This is a genomic window from Streptomyces sp. NPDC047886, assembly GCF_043204435.1.
Lineage (GTDB): Bacteria > Actinomycetota > Actinomycetes > Streptomycetales > Streptomycetaceae > Streptomyces.
Genome location: NZ_JBIDCF010000002.1, coordinates 851523 through 875090 on the forward strand (window position 1 = coordinate 851523; position 23568 = coordinate 875090).

Sequence of the window (23568 nt, forward strand, 5' to 3'; positions counted from 1 at the left end):
ATGGCATCTGCATTCGAGTACGCACCCGCTCCCGAGTCCCGCTCGGTCGTCGACATCGCGCCGTCGTACGGCCTGTTCATCGACGGCGAGTTCACCGACTCCGCCGACGGCAAGGTCTTCAAGACCGTGAGCCCCTCCACGGAGGAGGTCCTGTCGGAGGTCGCCCAGGCCGGCGCCGAGGACGTGGACCGGGCCGTGAAGGCCGCCCGCAAGGCGTTCGAAAAGTGGTCGGCGCTGCCCGGCGCCGAGCGCGCCAAGTACCTGTTCCGCATCGCGCGGATCATCCAGGAGCGCTCCCGTGAGCTGGCCGTCCTGGAGACCCTGGACAACGGCAAGCCGATCAAGGAGACCCGCGACGCGGACCTTCCGCTCGTCGCGGCGCACTTCTTCTACTACGCGGGCTGGGCCGACAAGCTGGACCACGCCGGCTACGGCCCGAACCCGAAGCCGCTCGGTGTGGCCGGCCAGGTCGTCCCGTGGAACTTCCCGCTGCTGATGCTGGCGTGGAAGATCGCCCCGGCGCTGGCGACGGGCAACACCGTCGTCCTCAAGCCCGCCGAGACGACCCCGCTGTCGGCCCTGTTCTTCGCGGACATCTGCCGCCAGGCCGGGCTGCCCAAGGGCGTCGTGAACATCGTTCCCGGGTACGGGGACGCGGGCGCCGCGCTCGTCCAGCACCCCGACGTGAACAAGGTCGCCTTCACCGGCTCGACGGCCACCGGCAAGGCCATCGCCCGCCAGCTCGCGGGCACCGGCAAGAGCCTCATCCTGGAGCTGGGCGGCAAGGGCGCCAACATCGTCTTCGACGACGCCCCCATCGACCAGGCCGTCGAGGGCATCGTCAACGGCATCTTCTTCAACCAGGGCCAGGTCTGCTGCGCGGGCTCCCGCCTCCTGGTGCAGGAGTCGATCCAGGACGAGCTGCTGGACTCGCTGAAGCGCCGTCTGTCGACGCTGCGCCTGGGCGACCCGCTGGACAAGAACACCGACATCGGCGCGATCAACTCGGCCGAGCAGCTGGCCCGGATCAAGGCCATCGCCGACACGGGCGAGGCGGAGGGCGCCGAGCGCTGGTCGCCCGCCTGCGAGCTGCCGTCCAGCGGCTACTGGTTCGCGCCGACCCTCTTCACGGGTGTCACACAGGCGCACACGGTCGCCCGCGACGAGATCTTCGGCCCGGTGCTGTCGGTGCTGTCGTTCCGTACACCGGACGAGGCCGTCGCGAAGGCCAACAACAGCCAGTACGGCCTGTCGGCCGGCATCTGGACGGAGAAGGGCTCCCGCATCCTCGCGGTGGCGAACAAGCTCCGGGCCGGTGTCGTCTGGGCCAACACGTTCAACAAGTTCGACCCGACCTCGCCGTTCGGCGGCTACAAGGAGTCGGGCTTCGGCCGCGAGGGCGGCCGCCACGGCCTGGAGGCGTACCTCGATGTCTGATCGGCTCAGTGTCCTCAAGACCTACAAGCTGTACGTCGGGGGCAAGTTCCCCCGTTCCGAGAGCGGCCGGGTGTACGAAGTGACGGACTCGAAGGGCAAGTGGCTGGCCAACGCGCCGCTCTCCTCCCGCAAGGACGCGCGTGACGCGGTCGTGGCCGCCCGCAAGGCGTTCGGCGGCTGGTCGGGGGCGACGGCGTACCTGCGCGGCCAGATCCTCTACCGCGTCGCGGAGATGCTGGAGGGCCGCAAGGGCCAGTTCGTGCGCGAGGTGGCCGCGGCCGAGGGTCTGTCGAAGTCCGAGGCGGCGGGCGTCGTCGACGCGGCCATCGACCGCTGGGTCTGGTACGCGGGCTGGACCGACAAGATCGGCCAGGTCGTGGGCGGGGCGAACCCGGTCGCCGGCCCGTACTTCAACCTCTCCACGCCGGAGCCGACCGGTGTCGTCGCCGTCCTGGCGCCGCAGGAGTCGTCGTTCCTGGGTCTGGTGTCGGTGATCGCCCCGGTCATCGCCACCGGTAACACCGCCGTCGTCGTGGCCAGCGAGAAGGCCCCGCTGCCCGCGCTGTCCCTGGCCGAGGTGCTGGCGACGTCGGACCTGCCGGGCGGTGTCGTCAACATCCTGTCGGGCAAGGCCGCCGAGATCGGCACGCCGCTCGCCGCGCACCAGGACGTCAACGCGATCGACCTGACGGGCGCGGGCGCCGAGCTGGCCCGCGACCTGGAGATCGCGGCGGCCGACAACCTGAAGCGCGTACTGCGTCCACAGGCTGTGGACGGCGCCGACTTCTCCGCGGACCCGGGCACGGGCCGTCTGACGGCGTTCCTGGAGACCAAGACGGTCTGGCACCCCACTGGTTCGCTGGGCGCGTCCGGCTCGTCGTACTGAGCCGTCCCCCGGTTCCACCCCCCACACCGCGGCCCCGCCTCCCCTCCGTCCGGGGGAGGCGGGGCCGCCTCGTGTCCTGGCGTGCGCAGGCGGCTCCTCAGCCGGGGACGACCCCGCCGAGCAGCGGTCCGGCGACCGGCAGGTTGGGGGCGCTGGTCAGCGAGCCGGTGGCCATCGTCGTGTCGACGGGCTGGAAGTCGGACACCTGCGTGCCGACCCCGTTGTTCAGCGGGTCGACGCCGGTCTCCGCCAGCGGGTTGATCTTCAGGTGCTTGACGGGCGCCGCCGCGTGCGGCAGCGCGCCCGTCACCGCCTGCATGGCCGCCGCCGGGTCGATCTCGTGCAGTTGGGCCGCCTGGGCCGTGCCCCCGGCGGCACCGAGCGCGGCGCCCAGCGCCGAAACGGTCAGTCCGGCCTTCAGCAAGGGGTTCATGGGACATCCTGCCTGGAGGGTGATCGGTCGGGCACACACCGTAGGGGAGGTGTGATGCTCGATACCAACGGGTCCCCGGCGGCGTCCCCCGACCGGCCCAATGGTTCACACTGGTGTCCCGTGAGCTCCCAATCGATTCCCACCCGCGTCGTGCTGCTCGCGGGCCCCTCCGGCTCCGGGAAGTCGTCCCTCGCCGCCCGCGCGGGCCTGCCCGTGCTCCGGCTCGACGACTTCTACAAGGAGGGTCACGACCCCACGCTGCCGCTCGTCCCCGGCAGCGCGGACATCGACTGGGACTCCCCCCTGTCCTGGGACGCGGACGCGGCGGTCGCCGCGATCGTGGAGCTGTGCGGTACGGGCCGGACGACCGTCCCCGTGTACGACATCGCCACCAGCTCGCGGGTCTCCCGGGAGACGCTCGACATCGAGCGGACGCCCCTGTTCATCGCGGAGGGCATCTTCGCGGCCGACATCGTGGCCCGCTGCCGGGAGCTCGGTGTGCTCGCGGACGCCCTGTGCCTGCGCGGACGCCCCTCGACCACGTTCCGCCGCCGGCTGCTGCGGGATCTCCGCGAGGGCCGCAAGTCGGTGCCGTTCCTGCTCCGCAGGGGCTGGCGCCTGATGCGCGCCGAACGCTCCATCGTCGCCCGGCAGACCGCGCTCGGCGCCCACCCGTGCGCCAAGGCCGAGGCCCTGGGCCGCCTCGCCGCCGCGGCGGCCGGCCGCTGCCGTACCCCCGCCACCCCGGAACCCGCCTGACGCGCGCCGCGTCCCGCCGGGGCCGGACATGGCGCAGGGCCGGACAAGACCCCCCGGCTTGTCCGGCCCTGCGCGTTCCCCCGGTACCCCCGTACCCGGTTCCCCCGTCGTCCCCCGTGCCCGGCACCCCCGTACCGGTCGTCCCTGCGGGCCCGCGGCCCGCGCCCTCAGGCCACCAGCTGGCCGAAGGACTCCTCTTCGTCACGGCCGAAGCTGAGGACCTCGTCCTCGCGCAGCCGGCGCAGCGAACGCCAGATGCTCGACTTCACCGTGCCGACGCTGATGTCCAGGATCTCCGCGATCTCCGGGTCCGTGCGGCCCTCGTAGTAGCGCAGGACCAGCATGGTGCGCTGGAGTTCGGGCAGCCGGGCGAGCGCCTGCCAGAGGACCGCGCGGAGTTCCGTGCCGCGCATCGCGTCGGAGTCGCCCGCCGTCTCCGGCAGCTCTTCCGTCGGGTACTCGTTGAGCTTGCGGCGCCGCCAGGCGCTGATGTGCAGATTCGTCATGGTGCGGCGCAGATAACCGCCGACGGCCGCCTTGTCGCTGATGCGGTCCCAGGCGCGGTACGTGGAGAACAGCGCGCTCTGCAGCAGGTCCTCGGCCTCGAACCGGTCACCGGTCAGGTGGTAGGCGGTGGCGTACAGGGAGGCGCGGCGCTCCTGGACGTAGGCGGTGAACGCGGCTTCCGCGTCCGTGGCCTCCGGCCGGGCTGTGCGCTCCCCCGATGCCTCCCTGTACCCCGCTCCCCCGTCAGCCACGGACACCATGTACGGCGTCCTGTGCTGACGCCCGGCGCTGCGAACGCACCCCCGCCCGTTCACCGCGCCGGACTTCTCGGTGCTCCTCTTGACGTCGTGGAGACGCGTGACAACTGCGCTGGAGGTGGTGCTGTGCAGTGCGTTCATCTCGCGCCCCCCGTCGTGTGGAGTGTCTTCGGTCCGTGTGCCCAAAAGCCTGCCCGGGGGACTTCATGACGGTGTCCGCCGACTGTCACAGATGTGTCACAGGGGACGATGAGCCGTGGGAGCGCTCCAACAGTCGAACTCCTCCTTCACCATGGGACAGAATGACGTCCGTGCCTTTCCTGTTGCTGATCGAGGACGACGACGCCATCCGCACGGCCCTCGAACTCTCCCTGTCACGCCAGGGCCACCGTGTGGCCACCGCGGCGACGGGTGAGGACGGCCTGAAACTGCTGCGGGAGCAACGGCCCGATCTGATCGTGCTCGATGTGATGCTGCCCGGCATCGACGGTTTCGAGGTGTGCCGGCGTATTCGGCGTACCGATCAATTGCCGATCATTCTGCTGACCGCGCGGAGCGACGACATCGACGTCGTCGTCGGACTGGAGTCCGGCGCCGACGACTATGTGGTCAAGCCCGTCCAGGGCCGGGTGCTGGACGCCCGGATCCGGGCCGTGCTGCGCCGGGGTGAGCGGGAGGCCACGGACTCGGCCACGTTCGGGGCGCTGGTCATCGACCGGGCCGCGATGACCGTGACGAAGAACGGCGAGGACCTCCAGCTGACGCCGACGGAGCTGCGGCTGCTGCTGGAGCTGAGCCGCAGGCCCGGTCAGGCCCTGTCGCGCCAGCAGCTGCTGCGGCTGGTGTGGGAGCACGACTACCTGGGCGACTCGCGTCTGGTGGACGCGTGTGTGCAGCGCCTGCGGGCGAAGGTGGAGGACGTGCCGTCCTCGCCGACGCTGATCCGTACGGTCCGCGGTGTCGGCTACCGGCTGGACGTCCCTTCGTGAGCGCGGCCGCCGGGCTGCGGTGGACCAGTCTGAGGCTGCGTCTCATCGTCGTGTTCGCGCTGGTCGCGCTGACGGCCGCGGTCGCCGCGTCGGGCATCGCGTACTGGCTGAACCGGGAGGCCGTGCTCACGCGTACGCAGGACGCGGCGCTGGGCGATTTCCGGCAGGAGATGCAGAACCGGGCGGCGACGCTGCCGCTGCGTCCCACGCAGGACGAACTGCGGCGGACCGCCGAGCAGATGGGCGGCGGCGGTTCGGGGTACAGCGTGCTGCTGCTGGGCGAGCGCGCCGAGGGCAAGCCGATCGTGGGGGCGTCCGACCCGGACCGGTTCACGCTGGACGACGTACCGGAGTCGCTGCGGGCGGCCGTCGACAAGCAGCAGCAGATCACCTCGGGCAACGAGTACCCGTACCACCTGTTCTGGCTGCGGACGACGCGCGGCGGGACGCCGTACCTGGTCGGCGGGACGCGGATCATCGGCGGCGGGCCGACCGGCTACATGTTCAAGTCGCTGGAGCCGGAGCGGCAGGACCTGAACTCGCTGGCCTGGTCGCTGGCGGTGGCGACGCTGGTCGCGCTGCTGGCCGCCGCGCTGCTCGCGCAGGCCGCGGCGACGACGGTGCTCAAGCCGGTGCACCGGCTCGGGGAGGCGGCGCGGCGGCTGGGCGAGGGGCGGCTCGACACCCGGCTGCGGGTGTCGGGCACGGACGAACTGGCCGAACTGTCCCGGACGTTCAACAGCGCCGCGGAGAACCTGCAGAAGAAGGTCGCCGACATGAGCGCCCGGGAGGAGTCGAGCCGCCGGTTCGTCGCCGACATGTCGCACGAGCTGCGGACGCCGCTGACGGCGCTGACCGCGGTGACGGAGGTCCTGGAGGAGGAGCAGGACGGCCTCGATCCGATGATCGCACCGGCGGTGGCGCTGGTGGTCAGCGAGACCCGGCGGCTGAACACGCTCGTCGAGAACCTGATGGAGGTCACCCGCTTCGACGCGGGTACGGCGAAGCTGGTCCTGGACGACGTCGACGTCGCCGACCAGGTGACGGCGTGCATCGACGCGCGGGCCTGGCTGGACGCCGTGGACCTGGACGCCGAGCGGGGCATCATGGCGCGGCTCGATCCGCGGCGGCTCGATGTGATCCTGGCGAATCTGATCGGCAACGCGCTCAAGCACGGTGGTTCGCCGGTGCGGGTGTCGGTGCGGACGGTGGGCGACGACCTGATCATCGAGGTGCGCGACCACGGTCCCGGTATCCCCGATGACGTACTGCCGCATGTCTTCGACCGCTTCTACAAGGCGAGCGCGTCCCGTCCGCGCTCGGAGGGCAGTGGGCTCGGCCTGTCGATCGCGATGGAGAACGCCCTGATCCACGGCGGTGGCATCACGGCGGCCAACTCGCCCGACGGGGACGGCGCGGTGTTCACGCTGCGGCTGCCGCGCGACGGTTCGGGGATCGCCGGACAGCACGGTTCCGGCGGTGAGCGGGCCGCACGCGGCGGCGACGGCACGGACGGTGGAGAGGACCGGGGGCAGAGGGGTGCCGGGCATGAGGATGCGTGAGCGGCCGCACCGCCGGTGGCGGCGGACGGTCGCGCTCGCGGGGATCGCCGTGGTCGCCGCCGTCGCGGCCGGGTGCGGGATCAGGACGACGTCGGTACCGGTCGACGCGGGCGGTGCGCCGTCCCGGCTGCCGTGCAGCGTCTCCGGTACGCCGGTGGCCACGCAGGCGCAGGGGGGTGTCCCGGTCCGGGTGTACCTGGTGTGCGCGTCGGGCCTGGAGGCGGTGGAGCGTTCGGCGGTGCTGCCGGGCCCCGGGGTGCGGGACGCCCGGGTGGCGACCGCGCGGGCGCTGCTGGAGCAGTTGCGGGAGCGGCCGTCGGAGGCGGAGCGGGACGCCGGTTTCACCACGTACGTGCAGGAGGCGCTGACCGTGGCGGGCGGCCGCGCGGGCGACCCGGCGGGGGCGCTGCGGCTGAGCCGCCAGCCCGAGGACCTGTCGCCTTCGGCGCTGTCGCAGATCGTGTGCACGTACGCGGAGAGCGAGGCGACGGCCGTGTCGGGCGAGGCGCTGCTCGGCGGTCCCGGCGACTATCCGGTACGCCGCTACCAGTGTCCGGCGTCGCTGAAGGAGCGTCCCGAGTCGGCCGTGCCGTCGCACGTCTTCTGATCCTCGCGGGGCCGCCGGAGTCTGTGGGGGCGCGACGGAACCGATCCTGACGTTCCTCGCGTCTTGGGGGGCGTGCAGCGTCAAGGTTCGGGCGGCAGTGCCGCCATCCGCTTCCGCGTGGCGGGGCTCGTCCTCCTCCTCGTCCATCTGGTGCTCGTGGGGTGGCTGACGCTGCGGCCGCTGGACGTGCCCTGGGTGACGGCGGCCAATCTGGAGCCGCTCGCCGGGATCAAGGCGGATCTGGCGCTGGGCCCGGTCGAGGCGGCGCGGCGGATCGGTGAGGCCCTGTTGCTGCTGGCGCCGCTCGGGGTGCTGCTGCCGATGGTGGACGGCCGGCTGGATGTGTCGCCGTGGGCTTCGCTGGCCAGGACGGTGGCGGCCGGGGCGCTGGTGTCGCTGGGTATCGAGCTGTTGCAGACGGCGGTGCCGGGGCGGGTCGTGGATGTGGACGCGATGCTGCTGAACGCGGCCGGTGTGGCGCTGGCCCACCTGGCCGTGGTGCCCGCCTGGCGGGCGCGGCTGCGCCGTAGGCGGCCGGGGGCGGGTGAGTGCCGGGGGTCGGCTTCCGGGCGGCGCGGCCGCGGTGGAGCGGTGGCCTCCGCCGAGGGCAGGAGGCGGCGGGGCGCGACCCTGCTGCGGGATGACGCGGGTCAGGGTGCGACCCCGACGATTCCCAGGGTCGGGATCGCCCCGTAGTCCGACGCTTCGCCCCTTCCGTCCGGGAATGATGGAGTCATCGGAAGCCCGACGGAGCGGCTTCCGCGAAGCTCGCGAAGGAGCCCACCATGGCCGCACTTGCCCGCCCCCGTGACGGACGCATGATCGGCGGAGTGTGCGCTGCGCTGGCCAGGCGCTTCGGCACCTCTGCGACGACGATGCGTGTGATCTTCCTGGTGTCCTGCCTGCTGCCGGGCCCGCAGTTCCTGCTGTACCTGGCGCTGTGGGTGCTGCTGCCGGAGGAGAAGTCCGGCAACCCGGCCTGGTAGGAGAGTTCGAGAGACGCGTGGACAGCGGTGGGCGCGCACCCTTGCCAAGGTGCGCGCCCACCGTCGCGTCGTGTGTGCGGCGCGTCCGCGCCGGTTCCGCTCGGCCGGTCGGTTCAGCCGAGGCCGGCGACGGGGAGGGCGCCGCCGACGGGCAGGTTGCCGAGGGGCAGTCCGCCGAGGAGGCCGACGACCGGGTCGGCGGGGGTGCCGATCGGGGTCTCCGGCATGCCCTGGGTGACGGCGCCGAGGGCCTCCTGACCGGTGGCCACGAGCTCGGTGGCGCCCGCGGGGAGCTGGGCGGCGGCCTGCTCGATCGGCAGCGTCTTGGTGGCCGTGTCCAGGGCGGCGCCGGTCGGCACGGCGCCGATAGCGGCGGCGCTGCCGGCGGCGGTCGCGGCGAAAGCGGCACCGAGCGCGGCGACACCGATGGTCTTGGCGGCAGACTGCTTCATCGAAATTCGTCCTTGGGGGAACTCGGGGGAGATGAGCGGCTCTGCAACTTAGCCAGCCGCCGATGCGCCCCGCAAACACCGAAAACGGCCGGGTCATGGAATTCCCGGCCGTTTTCTTCTGTTCACATATGCCCGCCTCAGTCGGATCCGGGCGCATCACTGCTGGTCGCAGCGGTCTGCGTGAACAGCCATTCGGACTTCAGCTCGGCATATCCGGGCTTGACGACATCGTTGATCATGGCCAGTCGTTCATCGAAAGGAATGAATGCTGATTTCATCGCATTGACCGTCAGCCACTGCATGTCATCGAGCGTCCAGCCGAACGCCTCGGTCAGCAGCTCGAATTCACGGCTCATACTCGTGCCCGACATGAGCCTATTGTCGGTATTGACCGTTACGCGGAAGTGCAGGCGGCGCAGCAGCCCGATGGGGTGTTCGGCGTACGAGGAGGCGGCGCCCGTCTGGAGGTTGGACGTCGGGCACATCTCCAGCGGGACGCGCTTGTCGCGTACGTACGCGGCGAGCCGGCCGAGAGTGACACCGCCGTCGTCGGCGACCTCGATGTCGTCGATGATGCGGACGCCGTGGCCGAGCCGGTCGGCACCGCACCACTGGAGCGCCTGCCAGATCGACGGCAGCCCGAACGCCTCACCGGCGTGGATGGTGAAGTGGTTGTTCTCACGCTTCAGGTACTCGAACGCGTCGAGGTGCCGGGTGGGCGGGAAACCCGCCTCGGCGCCCGCGATGTCGAAGCCGACGACGCCCTGGTCGCGGTGGGCGTTGGCGAGTTCGGCGATCTCCAGGGCGCGGGCCGCGTGCCGCATCGCCGTGAGCAGCGCGCCGACGCGGATGCGGTGACCGTTCTCGCGGGCGCGGCGCTCGCCTTCGCGGAAGCCCTGGTTGACGGCGGCGACGACCTCTTCGAGGGTGAGGCCCTTCTCCAGGTGCTGTTCGGGGGCGTAGCGGACCTCCGCGTACACGACGCCGTCCTCGGCGAGGTCCTCCGCGCACTCGGCGGCGACCCGCACGAGGGCCTCGCGGGTCTGCATGACGGCGCAGGTGTGCGCGAAGGTCTCCAGATAGCGCTCCAGCGAACCGGAGTCGGCCGCCTCGCGGAACCACAGGCCGAGCTTGTCGGGCTCGTTCTCCGGGAGGGCGTCGTACCCGGCCTCGGCGGCGAGATCGATGACCGTGCCGGGCCGGAGCCCGCCGTCGAGGTGGTCGTGGAGCAGCACCTTCGGGGCGCGGCGGATCTGGTCCGCGGTGGGGATGGTGAGGGTGTGGCTCGTCATTTTCGAACTGTAGCCCCTACGCGCGTAGAGAGTGACGGTGTCGACACATGTGTGCGGACGTGCCGCCGATACGTAACAGTGACCGCCCATACGGCTGGCGTACACCCGTGCTTCTGAGACTGTTCTGCCATGGCACTCCCTGCACTCGTAGGTACGGGCGGCACGCGGGCACCCCGGCTCGGCCGGGCGGTCACCGCCTCGGGAACCGCTTCGGCGGTCGGCGGCGTGGTGCTGCTCCTGCCGGAGGGCGAGCCCCTGTCGACGCGCCGGGCCTCGCCGTTGGCGCACGCCGCGGCCCTCCCGCCGGCCCGTCTGCTGGTACGGGCCGGGCGCGCCGAGGGCCTCGTCGCCCATGTGGTGCGCTACCGGGGGCGCGGCTGGAACGGCACCGACGCGCAGCTCGCGGCGGACGCGCAGTGGGCCGCGTCCGAGGTGGTACGCCGGTACGGCGACGTGCCGGTCTGCCTCCTCGGGCACGGCATGGGCGGCCGGGCGGCGCTCCGCGCGGCGGGCCACACGGCGGTCAACTCCGTGCTGGCGCTGGCCCCCTGGCTGCCCGAGGACGACATGGCGGCCAAGCCGGAGCCGGTGAAGCAGCTGGTGGGCCGTCAGGTGATGATCGTGCACGGCACGAACGACGCCAGGACCGACCCCGAACTGTCGTACCGGCTGGCCGAGCGCGCCAAGAAGGCCAACCGGGACACCTGCCGGTTCGAGGTGCACTCGGACGGTCACGCGCTGCGCCAGCACCAGGGCGAAGTACGGGCGCTGATGGTGGACTTCGTGATGGGCGCGCTGTTCTCCCGCCCGTTCTCGCGCCCGGTCGCCGACGCGCTGGCGGCACCTCCGCCGCTGGGCCTGCGGATGCCGCTGGCGGCGGGCTTCGGGCGGGCGCTGCGGCTCTAGCCGCGGATCCAGGGGTTCGTCCAGGGGCGCGGCGGGTCGCGGCGGGAGATCGCCGGGCCGTGGCGGGGCGCGGGGCGCGGCGGGTCGCGGCGGGAGATCGCCGGGCCGTGGGCGTGTGGGTCGTGGGCGCCTGGGCCGTTGGGGGCTGGTGGGCCCGGGTGGACCCGTGGATTCGGGTGGCTGGTGGGGACGGTGGGCCGGCTGGGGCCGATGGATCGGTGGGCCGGTGGGTCGGGACGCGCGGGTGGCTGCGGGTCAGCGCTCGTCAGGTTCCGACAGGAGCTTGCCCCGCCGGGACAGCAGGAACTTCTTGAACGCCGCGACCGGGGGCGTGTCCGGGGTGCCCGCCTGCCAGGCGACACCGATCTCACGGGCCGCGCGCGGCGCCGTGACCGTCAGCTCCACCACGCCGGGGCGTGCGACGGCGGGCGGGGGCAGCAGGGCGACCCCGAGACCGGCGGCGACCAGGCCGCGCAGCGTCTCGGCCTCCTCGCCCTCGAACGCGACGCGCGGCTTGAAGCCCGCGTCCGCGCACAGGTCGTCGGTGATGCGGCGCAGCCCGTAGCCGGGTTCCAGGGTGACGAACGTTTCGTCGGCGGCCTCCGCGAGGCGGACGCGCTTGCGGCCCGCGAGACGGTGGTCGTCGGGCACGACCAGCCGGAGCCGCTGCTCGTCGAGGCGGCGGGCGACCAGGTCGGGGGCGTCGGGGATCGGCGAGGTCAGGCAGAGGTCGAGTTCGCCGGCGCGGAGCCGTTCGATCATGGCCTCGCCGTAGTTCTGGACGAGGGTGAAGCGGACCTTGGGATGCGTGACGCGGAACGCGCGGATGAGGCCGGGTACGGTCTCCGACCCCATCGTGTGCAGGAAGCCGAACGCGACGCGCCCCGCCGAGGGGTCGGCGTCGGCGCGCACCGAGTCGGCGGCCCGCTCGACCTCCGCGAGGGCCCGCTCGGCCGAAGTGAGGAAGGTGCGCCCGGCCGGGGTGAGCGTGACCGTACGGCCCTTGCGGGCGAACAGCGCGACCCCCAGGTCCTGTTCGAGCCGTACGACGGCCCGCGACAGCGTCGACTGCGGGACGCCCATCTCCTGCGCGGCCCGGGTCACATGCTCGTGCCGGGCGACCGCCACGAAGTACGCGAGGCGCGGCGCGAGCAGCGGTCCCATGTCTTCTTCGTTACTGTTCAGTGACAGCCGAGGCTGTGAGCTGTACTCATGCACCATGGGAACGATTAAAGCCTTTTCGTGCATTGGACGCATGAAATGGCGACGCATACGGTCGTGACATGCCTTCCGCCAGTACCAAGGCGTCCACCGTTCCCGTGGGCGCCGACTCCCGCCTTGCCCCCGGCCGTCCCGGCTACCGCCGAATGAGCTTCGCCCTCTTCGCCGCCGGGGTCGCGACCTTCGCCCTCCTCTACTCGACGCAGGCCCTGCTGCCGGCGATCTCCGCCGAGTTCGCGGTGACCGCGTCGGCGGCGAGCTGGACCGTGTCCGCCGCGACCGGCGCGCTCGCCCTCTGCGTCCTGCCGCTGAGCGCCCTGTCGGAGCGGTTCGGGCGGCGCGCGCTGATGACGGCCTCCCTCGCGGTCGCCGTCGCGGTCGGACTGCTGGTGCCGTTCGCGCCGACCCTGGAGTGGCTGGTGGTCCTGCGGGCCGTGCAGGGCGCCGCGCTCGCCGGTGTGCCGGCGTCGGCGATGGCGTACCTGGCGGAGGAGGTCAGGCCGAAGGCCCTGATCGCCGCGATCGGGCTGTTCGTGGCGGGCAACAGCATCGGCGGGATGAGCGGCCGCATCGTCACCGGGTGGGCCGCGCAGCTGTGGGGCTGGCGGGCCGGGCTCGCCGCCGTCGGGGTGCTCGCGGTGGTGTGCGCGGTCGCGTACCGGGTGCTGCTGCCCCGGGCGTGCCACTTCACGCCGGGCTCCCTGGACCCGCGCGCGCTGGCGCGGACGGTGCGTACCCATCTGTCGGACCCGCTGCTGATGCGGCTGTACGCGATCGGCGCGCTGTTCATGACGGTGTTCGGCGCCGTGTACACGGTGATCGGCTACCGGCTGGTCGAGGCCCCGTTCTCGCTGCCGCAGGGCGTCGTGGGCTCCGTCTTCCTGGTGTACCTGGTCGGTACGGTGTCGTCGGCGGCGGCCGGGAGGCTGGTCGGCCGGATGGGGCGGCGCGGCGCGCTGTACCTGGCGGTGACGACGACGGCGGCCGGACTGCTGCTGTCGCTCGCGGCCTCCCTCGGGGCCGTGCTGCTGGGACTGGTGCTGATCACGGCCGGTTTCTTCGCGGGGCATGCGGTGGCCTCGTCCGCGGTGAGCCGTACGGCGAAGACCGGGCGGGCGCAGGCGTCGGCGCTGTACCAGTCCGCGTACTACCTGGGCAGCAGCGTCGGCGGCACGCTCGGCGCGGTCGCGTTCCACGCGGGCGGCTGGGCGGGGACGGTGCTCCTCGGGCTCGTCGCGGTGCTCGGCGTCGTGTCGATCACGCTGTACGGGACGCACAGCGCCCGCGCGGAGCGGCGGCGGCTCGCCCCCTCCGCCGCTGTCGCCCGGTCCGCCTCCCGGGCCACGGCGGCGGCCACGGCCGGGCGCTGAGACGGGAGCGCCGAGACCGGCGGCCAGAGAACGGGCGGGCGCGCAGGGCCCGGCGGGCGCGCAGGCCCGGCGGGCGTCGAAATACGTACCCGCTCCCCTACAACCGCGCCGCTTCGCCGAGCGTCCTACGGGTACGACAACCGCACGGACTCAAGGGGAGTGGGTGTCATGGGTGGGGCAGTGAAACGTGCCGGAGCGGCGCTCGGCGTGGCCGGCATGGTGGTTCCGCTGACGATGGCGCTGGGCGCCGGTACCGCACAGGCCGCGTCCTGCACGACGCAGACCGGCCCGTACCAGAAGCAGGTGGAGCAGTTCCTCGGACGGCCGGTTGACGGCCGCCAGTCGCCCGGGGACTGCCAGGCGATCCAGTCCTTCCAGCGGGCCCACGGCATCACCCCGACCGCGGGGTACGCCGGTCCGATCACCTGGCGGACGATGAGCACGATGCTGGCCCAGCGGGCGGCCGGCAAGAACCCGAACAAGGCGGGCAAGTGCCCGACCGACAAGGGCCGGATCGCCTGTGTCGACCTCACGAGACAGCTCAGCTGGATCCAGGACGGCGCGAAGCTGAAGTACGGGCCGGTACCGGTCCGCACCGGCCGGGACGGGGCCGAGACCCGTACCGGCGCCAAGAAGATCTACTGGCGGAGCATCGATCACTGGTCGACGATCTACAAGGTCAGGATGCCGTACTCGCAGTTCTTCGACGGCGGGCAGGCGTTCCACTCCACCACCAAGTCCATGTACAACCCGCCCGGCTCGGGCGGCTGCGTCAACATGCGGCCGGCGGACGCGAAGGCGTACTGGAACCTGCTGAAGAACGGCGACGACGTGTACGTCTACGGGCGCAAGCCCGGCACGTGATCGGACCCCCTGTTCCGCCGGTGTTCCGCCCCTGTTGTCAGTGCCCTGAGGTAGCTTCCGAAGGGTAGGCACGAACAGCGCGACAGGGGTGGACGCGATGGGTGATGTGGCAGCGCCTGAGGACCAGGAAGCCCGGCTGGAGCAGTACCGCACCGAGCTGACCGGTTACTGCTACCGGATGCTGGGCTCCGCGTTCGAGGCGGAGGACGCCGTGCAGGACACGATGGTCCGTGCCTGGCGGAGCCTGGACAAGTTCGAGGGCCGCTCCTCGCTGCGCTCCTGGCTGTACCGCATCGCCACGAACGTGTGCGTGGACGCGCTGAACGCCGGCAACCGGCGGGCCCGCCCCATGGACCTGACGGAGTCGACGCCGGTGGCGCAGGCGCGGCTCACCGCCCACTCGGAGGCCACCTGGCTGGAGCCGGTGCCGGACGGGCGGGTGCTGCCGCAGACCGCCGACCCGGCGGAGACGGCGCTGTCCCGGGAGTCGGTGCGCCTGGCGTTCGTGGCGGCGCTCCAGCACCTGCCGCCCAAGCAGCGGGCGGTGCTGATCCTCCGGGAGGTGCTGGCCTGGAAGGCTGGTGAGGTGGCGGAGCTGCTGGACACCACGGTCGCGTCGGTGAACAGCGCCCTCCAGCGGGCACGGGCGACGCTCGCCGCGTCGGACCCGGCCAGGACGGACACCGCGGATCCCCTGGACGAGGAGCAGCGCGGCCTCCTGGACCGCTACGTGGCGGCGTTCGAGGCGTACGACATGGCGGCGCTGACCGCGCTGCTCCACGAGGACGCGACGCTGTCCATGCCGCCGTACGACCTGTGGCTGCGGGGCCACGACGACATCGTGGGCTGGATGCTGGGCGTCGGCGAGGTGTGCCGGGGCTCGCGGCTGGTGGCCACGGTGGCGAACGGCACACCGGCGTTCGCCCACTACCATCCGGACCCGGAAGGCGGGTTCAGCCCGTGGGCGCTCATGGTCATCGAGATCGTGGACGGCAAGGTCTCCGGGATCACGTCGTTCCTGGACGTGAAGCGCTGGTTCCCCCTGTTCGACCTTCCGGACCGGCTGGAGGCGTGAGCGGGAGGAGCCGGTCGGCGAGCCCGACCAGGTCCAGCAGCGCGCGGAGGTCGGCGTCGGCGCCCCGTACGGTCAGCCGGTGGCCGAGGCGCCGGGCGGTGAGATGCAGCCGGGCGAGCGCGTCCACGGCGGCGAGGCCGGGGCCTGCCAGGTCGGTGACGTCCACGACCACGGTCTGTTCCGGCGAGGCCCGCGCGCCGAGCTGCTCGGCGAGCCGGGCGCGGAGGCGGGGGACGTCGGCGGGCTCGACGGGGCCGGCGAGCCTCAGAACGATGGGATCCCTGTTCTTCACATGAACAGGGACCCCGCCGGCGCCCGGAACTCATCGGAGCGGGGGTCGGGAGCGCACAGGACCGCCACGCACCGGACCCGCCGCGCGACGGCCCCACCGTTTCCGTCGGTCCTCCCGGCATCCGGTCGTCGGTCCTCCCGGCACCCGGTCGTCGGTTCGTCCGGCGCCCGGTCGTCGGTTCTCCCGGCGCCCGGTACGCCGAACGGGACCGGTAAGGGCTACCGGTCCCGTTCACGCCGAAGGGCGTACGCCTTCGGATGGTCAGGCGATGCGGTCCAGGACGATCGGGTTCGGGGTGAACGCCGTGCCCGCCGGGGCGATGTCCCAGACGCCCTCAAGGGACTTCAGGGCGTAGTCGAACTTCTCCGGGGTGTCCGTGTGCAGCGTCAGCAGCGGCTGGCCCGCCGTGACCGTGTCACCCGGCTTGGCGTGCAGCTCGATGCCGGCGCCCGCCTGCACCGGGTCCTCCTTGCGGGCGCGGCCCGCACCGAGGCGCCAGGCGGCGACACCGACGCCGTACGCGTCGAGGCGGGTGAGGACGCCGGACTCCGGGGCCGTCACCACGTGCTGCTCGCGGGCGACCGGGAGGGTGGCGTCCGGGTCACCGCCCTGGGCGGCGATCATGCGGCGCCACACGTCCATGGCGGAACCGTCCGCGAGGGCCTTCGCCGGGTCGGCGTCCCTGACGCCCGCCGCGTCCAGCATCTCCCGGGCCAGGGCGATGGTGAGCTCCACGACATCGGCGGGGCCACCGCCGGCGAGGACCTCGACGGACTCGCGGACCTCCAGGGCGTTGCCCGCGGTGAGGCCGAGCGGGGTGGACATGTCGGTGAGCAGGGCGACCGTCTTCACGCCGTGGTCGGTGCCGAGGCCGACCATGGTGGAGGCGAGCTCGCGGGCGTCCTCGAGGTTCTTCATGAAGGCGCCGGAGCCGACCTTCACGTCGAGGACCAGCGAGCCGGTGCCCTCGGCGATCTTCTTCGACATGATCGAGGAGGCGATGAGCGGGATGGCCTCGACCGTGCCGGTGACGTCGCGCAGCGCGTACAGCTTCTTGTCGGCGGGGGCCAGGCCGTCGCCCGCCGCGCAGATCACCGCGCCGGTGGTGTCCAGGACGTGCAGCATCTCCTCGTTGGAGAGCAGCGCCCGCCAGCCGGGGATCGACTCCAGCTTGTCCAGGGTGCCGCCGGTGTGGCCGAGGCCCCGGCCGCTGAGCTGCGGCACGGCCGCGCCGCAGGCGGCGACGAGCGGGGCGAGCGGCAGAGTGATCTTGTCGCCGACGCCGCCGGTGGAGTGCTTGTCGGCGGTCGGGCGGGACAGCGAGGAGAAGTCCATGCGCTCGCCGGAGGCGATCATCGCGGCGGTCCAGCGGGCGATCTCGGCCCGGTTCATGCCGTTGAGGAGGATCGCCATGGCGAGCGACGACATCTGCTCGTCGGCGACCTCGCCGCGCGTGTACGCGTCGATGACCCAGTCGATCTGCTCCGGGCTGAGCTCGCCCCGGTCCCGCTTGGTGCGGATGACGGAAATCGCGTCCATGGCCTAAGTGTTCCTTCCAGCGGGGTACCGACGACGTACCAGCGCGACTCTACGCGCATAGAGAGGGGAAGTGCCGCGACCCTCCGCCCCGGGGTCCCCTGGCCGTGTGAAGCGGGACCTTGGGGCGGAGGGTCGCGGGTCGATCAGGTGAGGTGCTTCGGACCGAACGCCTGCGGCAGCATGGCGTCCAGGGTCAGCACCCCTTCGGGGGTGTCCACCAGCAGTTCACCGCCGCCGAACTCGAACAGCAGCTGCCGGCAGCGGCCGCACGGGACCAGGACGTCGCCCCGGCCGTCCACGCACACGAAGTGCGTGAGCCGCCCGCCGCCGGTGGCCTGGAGCTGCGAGACCAGCCCGCACTCGGCGCAGAGGCCGATGCCGTACGAGGCGTTCTCCACGTTGCATCCGGTGACCATGCGGCCGTCCTCGACGGTGGCCGCCGCCCCGACCGGGTAGCCCGAGTACGGCGCGTACGCGTGGGACATGGCGTCCCGGGCCGCGTCGCGCAGGGCCTCCCAGTCGAAGGGCGGGTCGGTGGACGTCACTTGCCCTGGCCCTTCTTGTAGGGCATGCCGTCGGCCTTGGGCATGCGGAGCCGTTGCGCGGACAGGGCGAGGACCAGCAGCGTGGCCACGTACGGGGCCGCGTCCACGAACTGGCTCGGCAGCTGGTCGGTCATCGCGTACCACAGGAAGAGCAGGGCCGACACGGCGGCCGAGACCACCGCGTGCACGTACTTCTTCTTGTACAGCTGCCACAGGGCAGCCGCGATCAGCAGGATGGCCAGCAGCAGGAGCATGGCGTGGACGTTGTCGGCGCCGCCGCGCAGCTTGAGGCTGTCGGTGAAGCCGAACAGTCCGGCACCGAGCGCGAGGCCGCCCGGCATCCAGTTACCGAAGATCATCGCGGCGAGACCGATGTAGCCGCGGCCGCCGGTCTGGCCCTCCTGGTAGATGCCGGTGGAGACGATGGCGAGGAAGGCGCCGCCGAGGCCCGCGAGGCCGCCGGAGACGATGACCGCGATGTACTTGTACTTGTAGACGTTGACGCCGAGGGACTCGGCCGCGATCGGGTTCTCACCGCAGGAGCGCAGGCGCAGACCGAACCCCGTACGCCACAGGATCCACCAGGTGGCGGGGATGAGCAGCAGCGCGACGACGGTCAGCAGCGACAGGTTGGTGACCAGGCCGCCGAGGAGACCGGCCAGGTCGGAGACGAAGAACCAGTGTTTCGCCTGGAGATCGGCCAACCCGTCGGAGAGTCCCGGGATCGTGATGTCGGCGACCCGGTCGATGCGCGGGGACTGCTTGGAGGAACCGCCCGGCGCCTCGGCGAACGTGAAGTTCGACAGGTAGCGGGTGGCGCCGACGGCCAGGATGTTGATGGCCACACCGGACACGATGTGGTTCACGTTGAAGGTGACCGTGATGATCGCGTGCAGCAGACCGCCGAGGGCGCCGCCGACGATGCCGAGGAGGACGCCGACCCAGGGGCCCCACTGGTAGCCGGCCCAGGCACCGAACCAGGTGCCGAGGATCATCATGCCTTCGAGACCGATGTTGACCACACCGGCCCGCTCGGCCCACAGACCGCCGAGACCGGCGAGACCGATCGGCACGGCGAGCTGGAGGGCGCCGGAGACCTGGCCGATGGAGGTGAGGTCGTTGGCTCCGCTGATCACCCGGACCAGCGAGAACAGCAGCAGGCCGCCCGCGATGATCAGCAGGATGACGGGCAGGGACAGCTTGCGGCGTCCTCCGCCCTTCTTCGGGGCGGTGCCGACCGCCGAGACGGTGCTCGTGGACTCGCTCATGCCGCCACTTCCTCCTTGTTCTTGCGGGCCTGGGCGGCCAGCTCCTCGCCGACCTTCTGCTGCTGGCGGCGGAGGCCGTACTGGCGGACGAGCTCGTAGGAGACGACCACCGAGATCACGATCAGGCCCTGCATGATCGTGGCGATCTCCTTCTCGTACCCGTACTGGTCGAGGGAGCCGGACGTCTTCTCCAGGAAGGAGATGAGCAGCGCGGCGAAGAAGATGCCGATCGGGTTGTTGCGGCCGAGCAGGGCGATGGTGATGCCGACGAAGCCGACACCGGCCGGGAAGCTCAGGCTGTAGGTGTGGGTCTGGCCGAGCAGCATGGGCATACCGGCGAGACCGGCGACAGCGCCGGAGATCAGCATCGCCGTAATGATCATCTTCTTGGCGTCGACACCGCTCGCCTGGGCGGCGGACTCGCTGGCGCCGGTGGCGCGCAGGTCGAAGCCGAAGCGGGTGCGGTTGAGGATGAACCAGTAGACGATGCCGAGCGCGAAGGCGACGAAGGTGAAGCCGTAGATCACACCGCCGTCGATGTCCAGGCCGGGCATCCAGCCGGACTCGGCGATCTCACCGGTGGTGAGGTCGTTGGAGCCGGGCGGCTGCACTCCGAGGTTGGCGGGCAGGATCATCCAGGCGATGAGGCTGGTCGCGATGGCGTTCAGCATGATCGTCGCGACGACCTCGCTGACCCCTCGGGTGGTCTTCAGGAAGCCCGCGATACCGGCCCAGAACGCGCCGACGAGCATCGCGACGAGCACGATCAGCAGGACGTGCAGGGGGCCGGGCAGCTCGACCGAGGCACCGACGACGGCGGCGAGCATCGCCGCGAGGCGGTACTGGCCGTCGACACCGATGTTGAACAGGTTCATCCGGAAACCGACGGCCACGGCCAGGGCGGCCAGGTAGTACGTGCCGGTCTGGTTGAGGATGAGCACCTGAACGTCGGTGTACTCGGCGTTCTCGACCATGATCTGGTACGGCTCGATCGGATTGCGGTTCGAGACGATCAGCACCACGGAGGTGAGCAGGAAGGCCACGACCAGGGCGAGTGCCGGGCCCGCGAGGCCCAGCAGCACCTTGTCCTTGTCGAATTTCTTCATCGGCCCTCACCGTCCGCGTTCTCGTTGTGCTCAAGGTGGCCGGTGGCGGCGCCGGTCATGGCCGAGCCCAGCTCCTCCGGGGTGATCGTGGCGGGGTCGGCGTCCGCGACCAGCCGGCCCCGGAACATCACCCGCAGGGTGTCGGAGAGCCCGATGAGCTCGTCCAGGTCGGCGGAGATCAGCAGCACGGCCAGGCCCTCACGGCGGGCCTCCCGGATCTGGTCCCAGATCTGCGCCTGCGCGCCGACGTCCACACCGCGGGTGGGGTGGGCGGCGATCAGCAGCTTGGGGCTGTGGCTCATCTCGCGGCCGACGATCAGCTTCTGCTGGTTGCCGCCGGACAGGGACGCCGCGGTGACCTCGATGCCGGGGGTCCGGACGTCGTACTCGCGCACGATCCGCTCGGTGTCCTGGCGGGCCGCCTTCGGGTCGAGCAGGCCCCGCTTGCTGTTGGGGCTCTCGGTGACGTGGCCGAGGATACGGTTCTCCCAGAGCGGCGACTCCAGCAGCAGGCCGTGCCGGTGGCGGTCCTCGGGGATGTAGCCGATGCCGCCCTCGCGGCGCTTGCGCGTCGCGGCGCGCGAGATGTCCGTGCCGTCGAGCGTGATCACGCCGCCGTCGAGCTGGCGCAGACCCATGAGGGCCTCGATCAGCTCGGTCTGGCCGTTGCCCTCGACACCGGCGATGCCCAGGACCTCGCCCTTGTGGATGGTGAAGGTGATGCCACCGAGGACGTCACGGACGACACCGTCCGGGTCCGTCTGGGACAGCCGGAGGTCGTTCACGTCCAGCATCGGCACGGTGGTGACGGTCGACTCGCGGGTCTCCGGCGAGGGCAGCTCGGTGCCCACCATCAGCTCGGCGAGCTGCTTGGTGGTCGTGGTGCGCGGATCGGCGGTGCCGACCGTCGTACCGCGGCGGATCACCGTGATGTCGTCGGCGACCGACAGGACCTCGCCCAGCTTGTGCGAGATGAAGATGACGGTCAGGCCCTCGGCCTTGAGCTCCCGCAGGTTGTCGAAGAGCGCGTCGACCTCCTGCGGGACGAGCACGGCCGTCGGCTCGTCGAGGATGAGGGTGCGAGCGCCTCGGTAGAGGACCTTGAGGATCTCGACGCGCTGGCGGTCGGCGACACCGAGGTGCTCGACCAGGACGTCCGGCCGGACGTTCAGGCTGTACGCGTCGGAGATCTCCCTGATCTTCTTACGCGCGCCGGCGCCGATGCCGTACAGCTTCTCGCTGCCGAGGACGACGTTCTCCAGCACGGTCAGGTTGTCGGCCAGCATGAAGTGCTGGTGGACCATGCCGATGCCGGTGGCGATGGCGTCGGCGGGGCTGGAGAAGGAGACCTGCTTGCCGTCGACCGTGATGGTGCCCTCGTCCGGCTTCTGCATGCCGTAGAGGATCTTCATCAGGGTGGACTTGCCGGCGCCGTTCTCACCGACGAGGGCGTGGACGGTGCCCTTGCCGATGGTGATGTCGATGTCGTAGTTGGCGACGACGCCGGGGAAACGCTTGGTAATGCCGCGCAGTTCTACCGCGGCAGGAGGAGGGCTGGACGCGTTGATGACGCACTCTCCTTGGCGAGAAAGGAGTCGAGGAGCAAGGGAAGGCAGGCGGGGCGAGCTGTCGCGAGCAGGGGAATGGGCCGAAGTTATCGCGCCGGAGAGCGTTCTACGCGCGTAGCAATGCCAAAGACGAAAAACCTGGGGCCGGATTCCGGCCGGGGCCCGGAGGAGGCGACTGCTCGCGCCGCCCTCCGGGCCCGCGGACCCTGGCCGCCCCCGTGACACGGGGACGGCCAGGCCGACTCCGTGTTACGGGGCGGTCTTGACGGTGACCTTGCCGGCGGCGATGTCCGCCTTGGCCTTGTCGACCGCGGCGATCACATCGGTCATCTCGGTGAAGGCCGGGTTCGAGGTCGACAGGCCGACACCGTTGGCGTCGAGGCCGTAGCGGACCTCACCGGACTGCGGCTTGCCGTCCTTCACCGACTTGATGAGGTTGTAGACGGCGCCCGAGACGTCCTTCGTCACCGAGGTGAGGATGCGCTCCTTGTACGCCTTCAGCCCCGACTGGTTGTACTGGTCGGAGTCGACGCCGATGGCCCACTTGCCGGCCTTGGCGGCGGCCTCGATCGAACCCGAACCGGCGAGACCGGCGGCGGCGTAGACCACGTCGGCGCCCGCGTCGATCTGGCCCTGCGCGGCGGCCTTGCCCAGGTCGGGCTTGGAGAAGCCACCGAAGTCCGGCGGCTGCGTCAGGTACTGGACCTTGACGTTGACGTTCTTGTTGGTGTCCTTGACGCCCTGGACGAAGCCCGCCTCGAACTTCTTGATCAGCGGGGTCTCGACGCCGCCGATGAAGCCGACGGTGTTGGACTTGGTCACCTTGGCGGCGGCGACACCGGCCAGGTAGGAGCCCTGCTCCTCGTTGAAGACCAGGTTGGCGATGTTCTTGCCGGTCTTCGAGGTGTCGTCGATGAGACCGAACGTGGTGTCCGGGAACTTCGGCGCGACCTCGGCGATGGCGGGGGCGTAGGCGAAGCCGACACCGATCACCGGGTTGTTGCCGGCGCGGGCCAGCTCGGTGAGGCGCTGGACCTTGTCGGGGTCACCCTCACCCTCGGAGGGCTCGGCCTCCGTACCCTTGACACCGAGGTCCTTCTCGGCCTTCTCGAGACCGGCGAACGCGGCGTCGTTGAACGACTGGTCGCCGCGGCCACCGATGTCATACGCGATGGCTGCCTTGACTTCACCGTCGGACGCGGCGTCCGACGACTTCTTTCCGCCACAGGCGGTTGCGCTGAGCGCGAGAGCCGCAGACGCGACGCCCACGGTGGCGATCCTGGTGATCCGGCGCAAGGGGGGCTCCTTCGACCTGACCGAAGCGCCTCTTCCGGCGCTGGTTTCGCGGCGATCGTAACGCGCGTAGATGTCAGTTAAAGACCCGTTCATCAGTCGTTATCGGATCGTCGCGTAGACGACCCGGCGACCGGACGCAAGCCACAACTGCCGCATGAGTCATATACGGGCCATCGTGGCATAACTCGGACCATACAGCGACACGAACGGTGCCGACCCGTGACCTACGGTGACGGACGGGCGGGTCGCGTGACCACCGCGCCCGATGGCCGATTCCCGCCGTTTCCGCAGGCGGGGAGCGGGTGTTGAGGTGCCGAAGTGGCGCGCGGGGCGCCTGCGGGGCGCCCCGGC

24 protein-coding genes are annotated in these 23568 nt (G+C 71.3%); 12 read left to right on the forward strand and 12 right to left on the reverse strand.

The window, feature by feature from the left end; all coding sequences use genetic code 11:
* Positions 1-1437, forward strand: a complete 1437-nt coding sequence (locus ACGF5U_RS09520; protein WP_392712217.1) for an aldehyde dehydrogenase family protein — start codon at positions 1-3, stop codon at positions 1435-1437.
* Complete coding sequence (locus ACGF5U_RS09525) at positions 1430-2323, forward strand: aldehyde dehydrogenase family protein (RefSeq protein ID WP_392712216.1); 894 nt, start codon at positions 1430-1432, stop codon at positions 2321-2323. The genes ACGF5U_RS09520 and ACGF5U_RS09525 overlap by 8 nt, the downstream gene beginning before the upstream one ends.
* Before the next feature lie 97 nt (positions 2324-2420).
* On the opposite strand, the gene ACGF5U_RS09530 is transcribed toward ACGF5U_RS09525, so the two are convergent.
* Entirely contained in the window at positions 2421-2756 is a 336-nt protein-coding gene (locus tag ACGF5U_RS09530) for a hypothetical protein (RefSeq protein WP_392712215.1), read from the reverse strand.
* A gap of 54 nt (positions 2757-2810) precedes the next feature.
* Here ACGF5U_RS09530 and ACGF5U_RS09535 point away from each other — a divergent pair, with 54 nt between their 5' ends.
* The gene (locus tag ACGF5U_RS09535) at positions 2811-3515 is read left to right on the forward strand and encodes a uridine kinase (RefSeq protein ID WP_392712214.1); all 705 of its coding nucleotides are present in this window, start codon (positions 2811-2813) and stop codon (positions 3513-3515) included.
* A gap of 167 nt (positions 3516-3682) precedes the next feature.
* Here the strand turns inward: ACGF5U_RS09535 and ACGF5U_RS09540 are convergent, their stop codons facing one another.
* Positions 3683-4420 carry a SigE family RNA polymerase sigma factor gene (locus ACGF5U_RS09540; RefSeq protein ID WP_392712213.1) on the reverse strand — a complete coding sequence of 246 codons (738 nt, stop codon included), beginning with the start codon at positions 4418-4420 and terminating at the stop codon, positions 3683-3685.
* A 170-nt stretch (positions 4421-4590) separates the two neighbouring features.
* Here ACGF5U_RS09540 and afsQ1 point away from each other — a divergent pair, with 170 nt between their 5' ends.
* The 5 genes from afsQ1 (at position 4591) to ACGF5U_RS09565 (ending at position 8423) form a co-directional block, all read left to right on the forward strand.
* On the forward strand, positions 4591-5268 hold the full coding sequence (gene afsQ1, locus ACGF5U_RS09545; RefSeq protein ID WP_392712635.1) for a two-component system response regulator AfsQ1: 678 nt from the start codon (positions 4591-4593) through the stop codon (positions 5266-5268).
* Complete coding sequence (locus tag ACGF5U_RS09550; RefSeq protein ID WP_392712212.1) at positions 5265-6830, forward strand: ATP-binding protein; 1566 nt, start codon at positions 5265-5267, stop codon at positions 6828-6830. Before afsQ1 ends, ACGF5U_RS09550 begins: the two co-directional genes overlap by 4 nt.
* Entirely contained in the window at positions 6817-7437 is a 621-nt protein-coding gene (locus ACGF5U_RS09555; protein WP_392712211.1) for a hypothetical protein, read from the forward strand. Before ACGF5U_RS09550 ends, ACGF5U_RS09555 begins: the two co-directional genes overlap by 14 nt.
* A gap of 72 nt (positions 7438-7509) precedes the next feature.
* Complete coding sequence (locus ACGF5U_RS09560) at positions 7510-8133, forward strand: VanZ family protein (protein WP_392712210.1); 624 nt, start codon at positions 7510-7512, stop codon at positions 8131-8133.
* 89 nt (positions 8134-8222) lie between these two features.
* Positions 8223-8423, forward strand: coding sequence for a PspC domain-containing protein (locus ACGF5U_RS09565; protein WP_392712209.1), 201 nt, complete (start codon positions 8223-8225; stop codon positions 8421-8423).
* A 113-nt stretch (positions 8424-8536) separates the two neighbouring features.
* Here the strand turns inward: ACGF5U_RS09565 and ACGF5U_RS09570 are convergent, their stop codons facing one another.
* Complete coding sequence (locus tag ACGF5U_RS09570; protein WP_392712208.1) at positions 8537-8875, reverse strand: ATP-binding protein; 339 nt, start codon at positions 8873-8875, stop codon at positions 8537-8539.
* Positions 8876-9012: 137 nt separating this feature from the next.
* Positions 9013-10167, reverse strand: a complete 1155-nt coding sequence (locus ACGF5U_RS09575) for an adenosine deaminase (protein WP_392712207.1) — start codon at positions 10165-10167, stop codon at positions 9013-9015.
* A gap of 129 nt (positions 10168-10296) precedes the next feature.
* Between ACGF5U_RS09575 and ACGF5U_RS09580 the strand changes: the two genes are divergently transcribed.
* A complete protein-coding gene (locus ACGF5U_RS09580; protein ID WP_392712206.1) occupies positions 10297-11073 on the forward strand; it encodes an alpha/beta hydrolase in 777 nt (258 codons plus the stop codon).
* A 255-nt stretch (positions 11074-11328) separates the two neighbouring features.
* Here ACGF5U_RS09580 and ACGF5U_RS09585 read toward each other — a convergent pair whose 3' ends face one another.
* On the reverse strand, positions 11329-12294 hold the full coding sequence (locus tag ACGF5U_RS09585) for a LysR family transcriptional regulator (RefSeq protein WP_392712204.1): 966 nt from the start codon (positions 12292-12294) through the stop codon (positions 11329-11331).
* Between the two features lie 62 nt (positions 12295-12356).
* Between ACGF5U_RS09585 and ACGF5U_RS09590 the strand changes: the two genes are divergently transcribed.
* The 3 genes from ACGF5U_RS09590 (at position 12357) to ACGF5U_RS09600 (ending at position 15603) form a co-directional block, all read left to right on the forward strand.
* The gene (locus ACGF5U_RS09590; protein ID WP_392712203.1) at positions 12357-13664 is read left to right on the forward strand and encodes an MFS transporter; all 1308 of its coding nucleotides are present in this window, start codon (positions 12357-12359) and stop codon (positions 13662-13664) included.
* Positions 13665-13880: 216 nt separating this feature from the next.
* Entirely contained in the window at positions 13881-14528 is a 648-nt protein-coding gene (locus ACGF5U_RS09595; protein WP_392712633.1) for a L,D-transpeptidase family protein, read from the forward strand.
* A gap of 97 nt (positions 14529-14625) precedes the next feature.
* Positions 14626-15603 (forward strand): sigma-70 family RNA polymerase sigma factor, encoded by a 978-nt coding sequence (locus tag ACGF5U_RS09600; RefSeq protein ID WP_392712202.1) that lies wholly within the window; start codon positions 14626-14628, stop codon positions 15601-15603.
* Here ACGF5U_RS09600 and ACGF5U_RS09605 read toward each other — a convergent pair.
* From ACGF5U_RS09605 to ACGF5U_RS09635, 7 genes are all read right to left on the reverse strand, one after another.
* Complete coding sequence (locus ACGF5U_RS09605) at positions 15536-15895, reverse strand: STAS domain-containing protein (protein ID WP_392712201.1); 360 nt, start codon at positions 15893-15895, stop codon at positions 15536-15538. The genes ACGF5U_RS09600 and ACGF5U_RS09605 overlap by 68 nt on opposite strands.
* A 261-nt stretch (positions 15896-16156) precedes the next feature.
* Positions 16157-17434 carry a thymidine phosphorylase gene (locus tag ACGF5U_RS09610; RefSeq protein ID WP_392712200.1) on the reverse strand — a complete coding sequence of 426 codons (1278 nt, stop codon included), beginning with the start codon at positions 17432-17434 and terminating at the stop codon, positions 16157-16159.
* A gap of 143 nt (positions 17435-17577) precedes the next feature.
* Positions 17578-17979: a cytidine deaminase gene (locus tag ACGF5U_RS09615; RefSeq protein ID WP_392712199.1), complete on the reverse strand. Its 402-nt coding sequence runs from the start codon at positions 17977-17979 to the stop codon at positions 17578-17580.
* Positions 17976-19247, reverse strand: a complete 1272-nt coding sequence (locus tag ACGF5U_RS09620) for an ABC transporter permease (protein WP_392712198.1) — start codon at positions 19245-19247, stop codon at positions 17976-17978. Before ACGF5U_RS09620 ends, ACGF5U_RS09615 begins: the two co-directional genes overlap by 4 nt.
* Positions 19244-20353, reverse strand: a complete 1110-nt coding sequence (locus ACGF5U_RS09625; protein ID WP_392712196.1) for an ABC transporter permease — start codon at positions 20351-20353, stop codon at positions 19244-19246. Before ACGF5U_RS09625 ends, ACGF5U_RS09620 begins: the two co-directional genes overlap by 4 nt.
* Positions 20350-21921 carry an ABC transporter ATP-binding protein gene (locus ACGF5U_RS09630; RefSeq protein ID WP_392712631.1) on the reverse strand — a complete coding sequence of 524 codons (1572 nt, stop codon included), beginning with the start codon at positions 21919-21921 and terminating at the stop codon, positions 20350-20352. The genes ACGF5U_RS09625 and ACGF5U_RS09630 overlap by 4 nt, the downstream gene beginning before the upstream one ends.
* Positions 21922-22170: 249 nt before the next feature.
* A complete protein-coding gene (locus ACGF5U_RS09635; RefSeq protein ID WP_392712194.1) occupies positions 22171-23217 on the reverse strand; it encodes a BMP family protein in 1047 nt (348 codons plus the stop codon).
* Positions 23218-23568 lie beyond the last annotated feature (351 nt).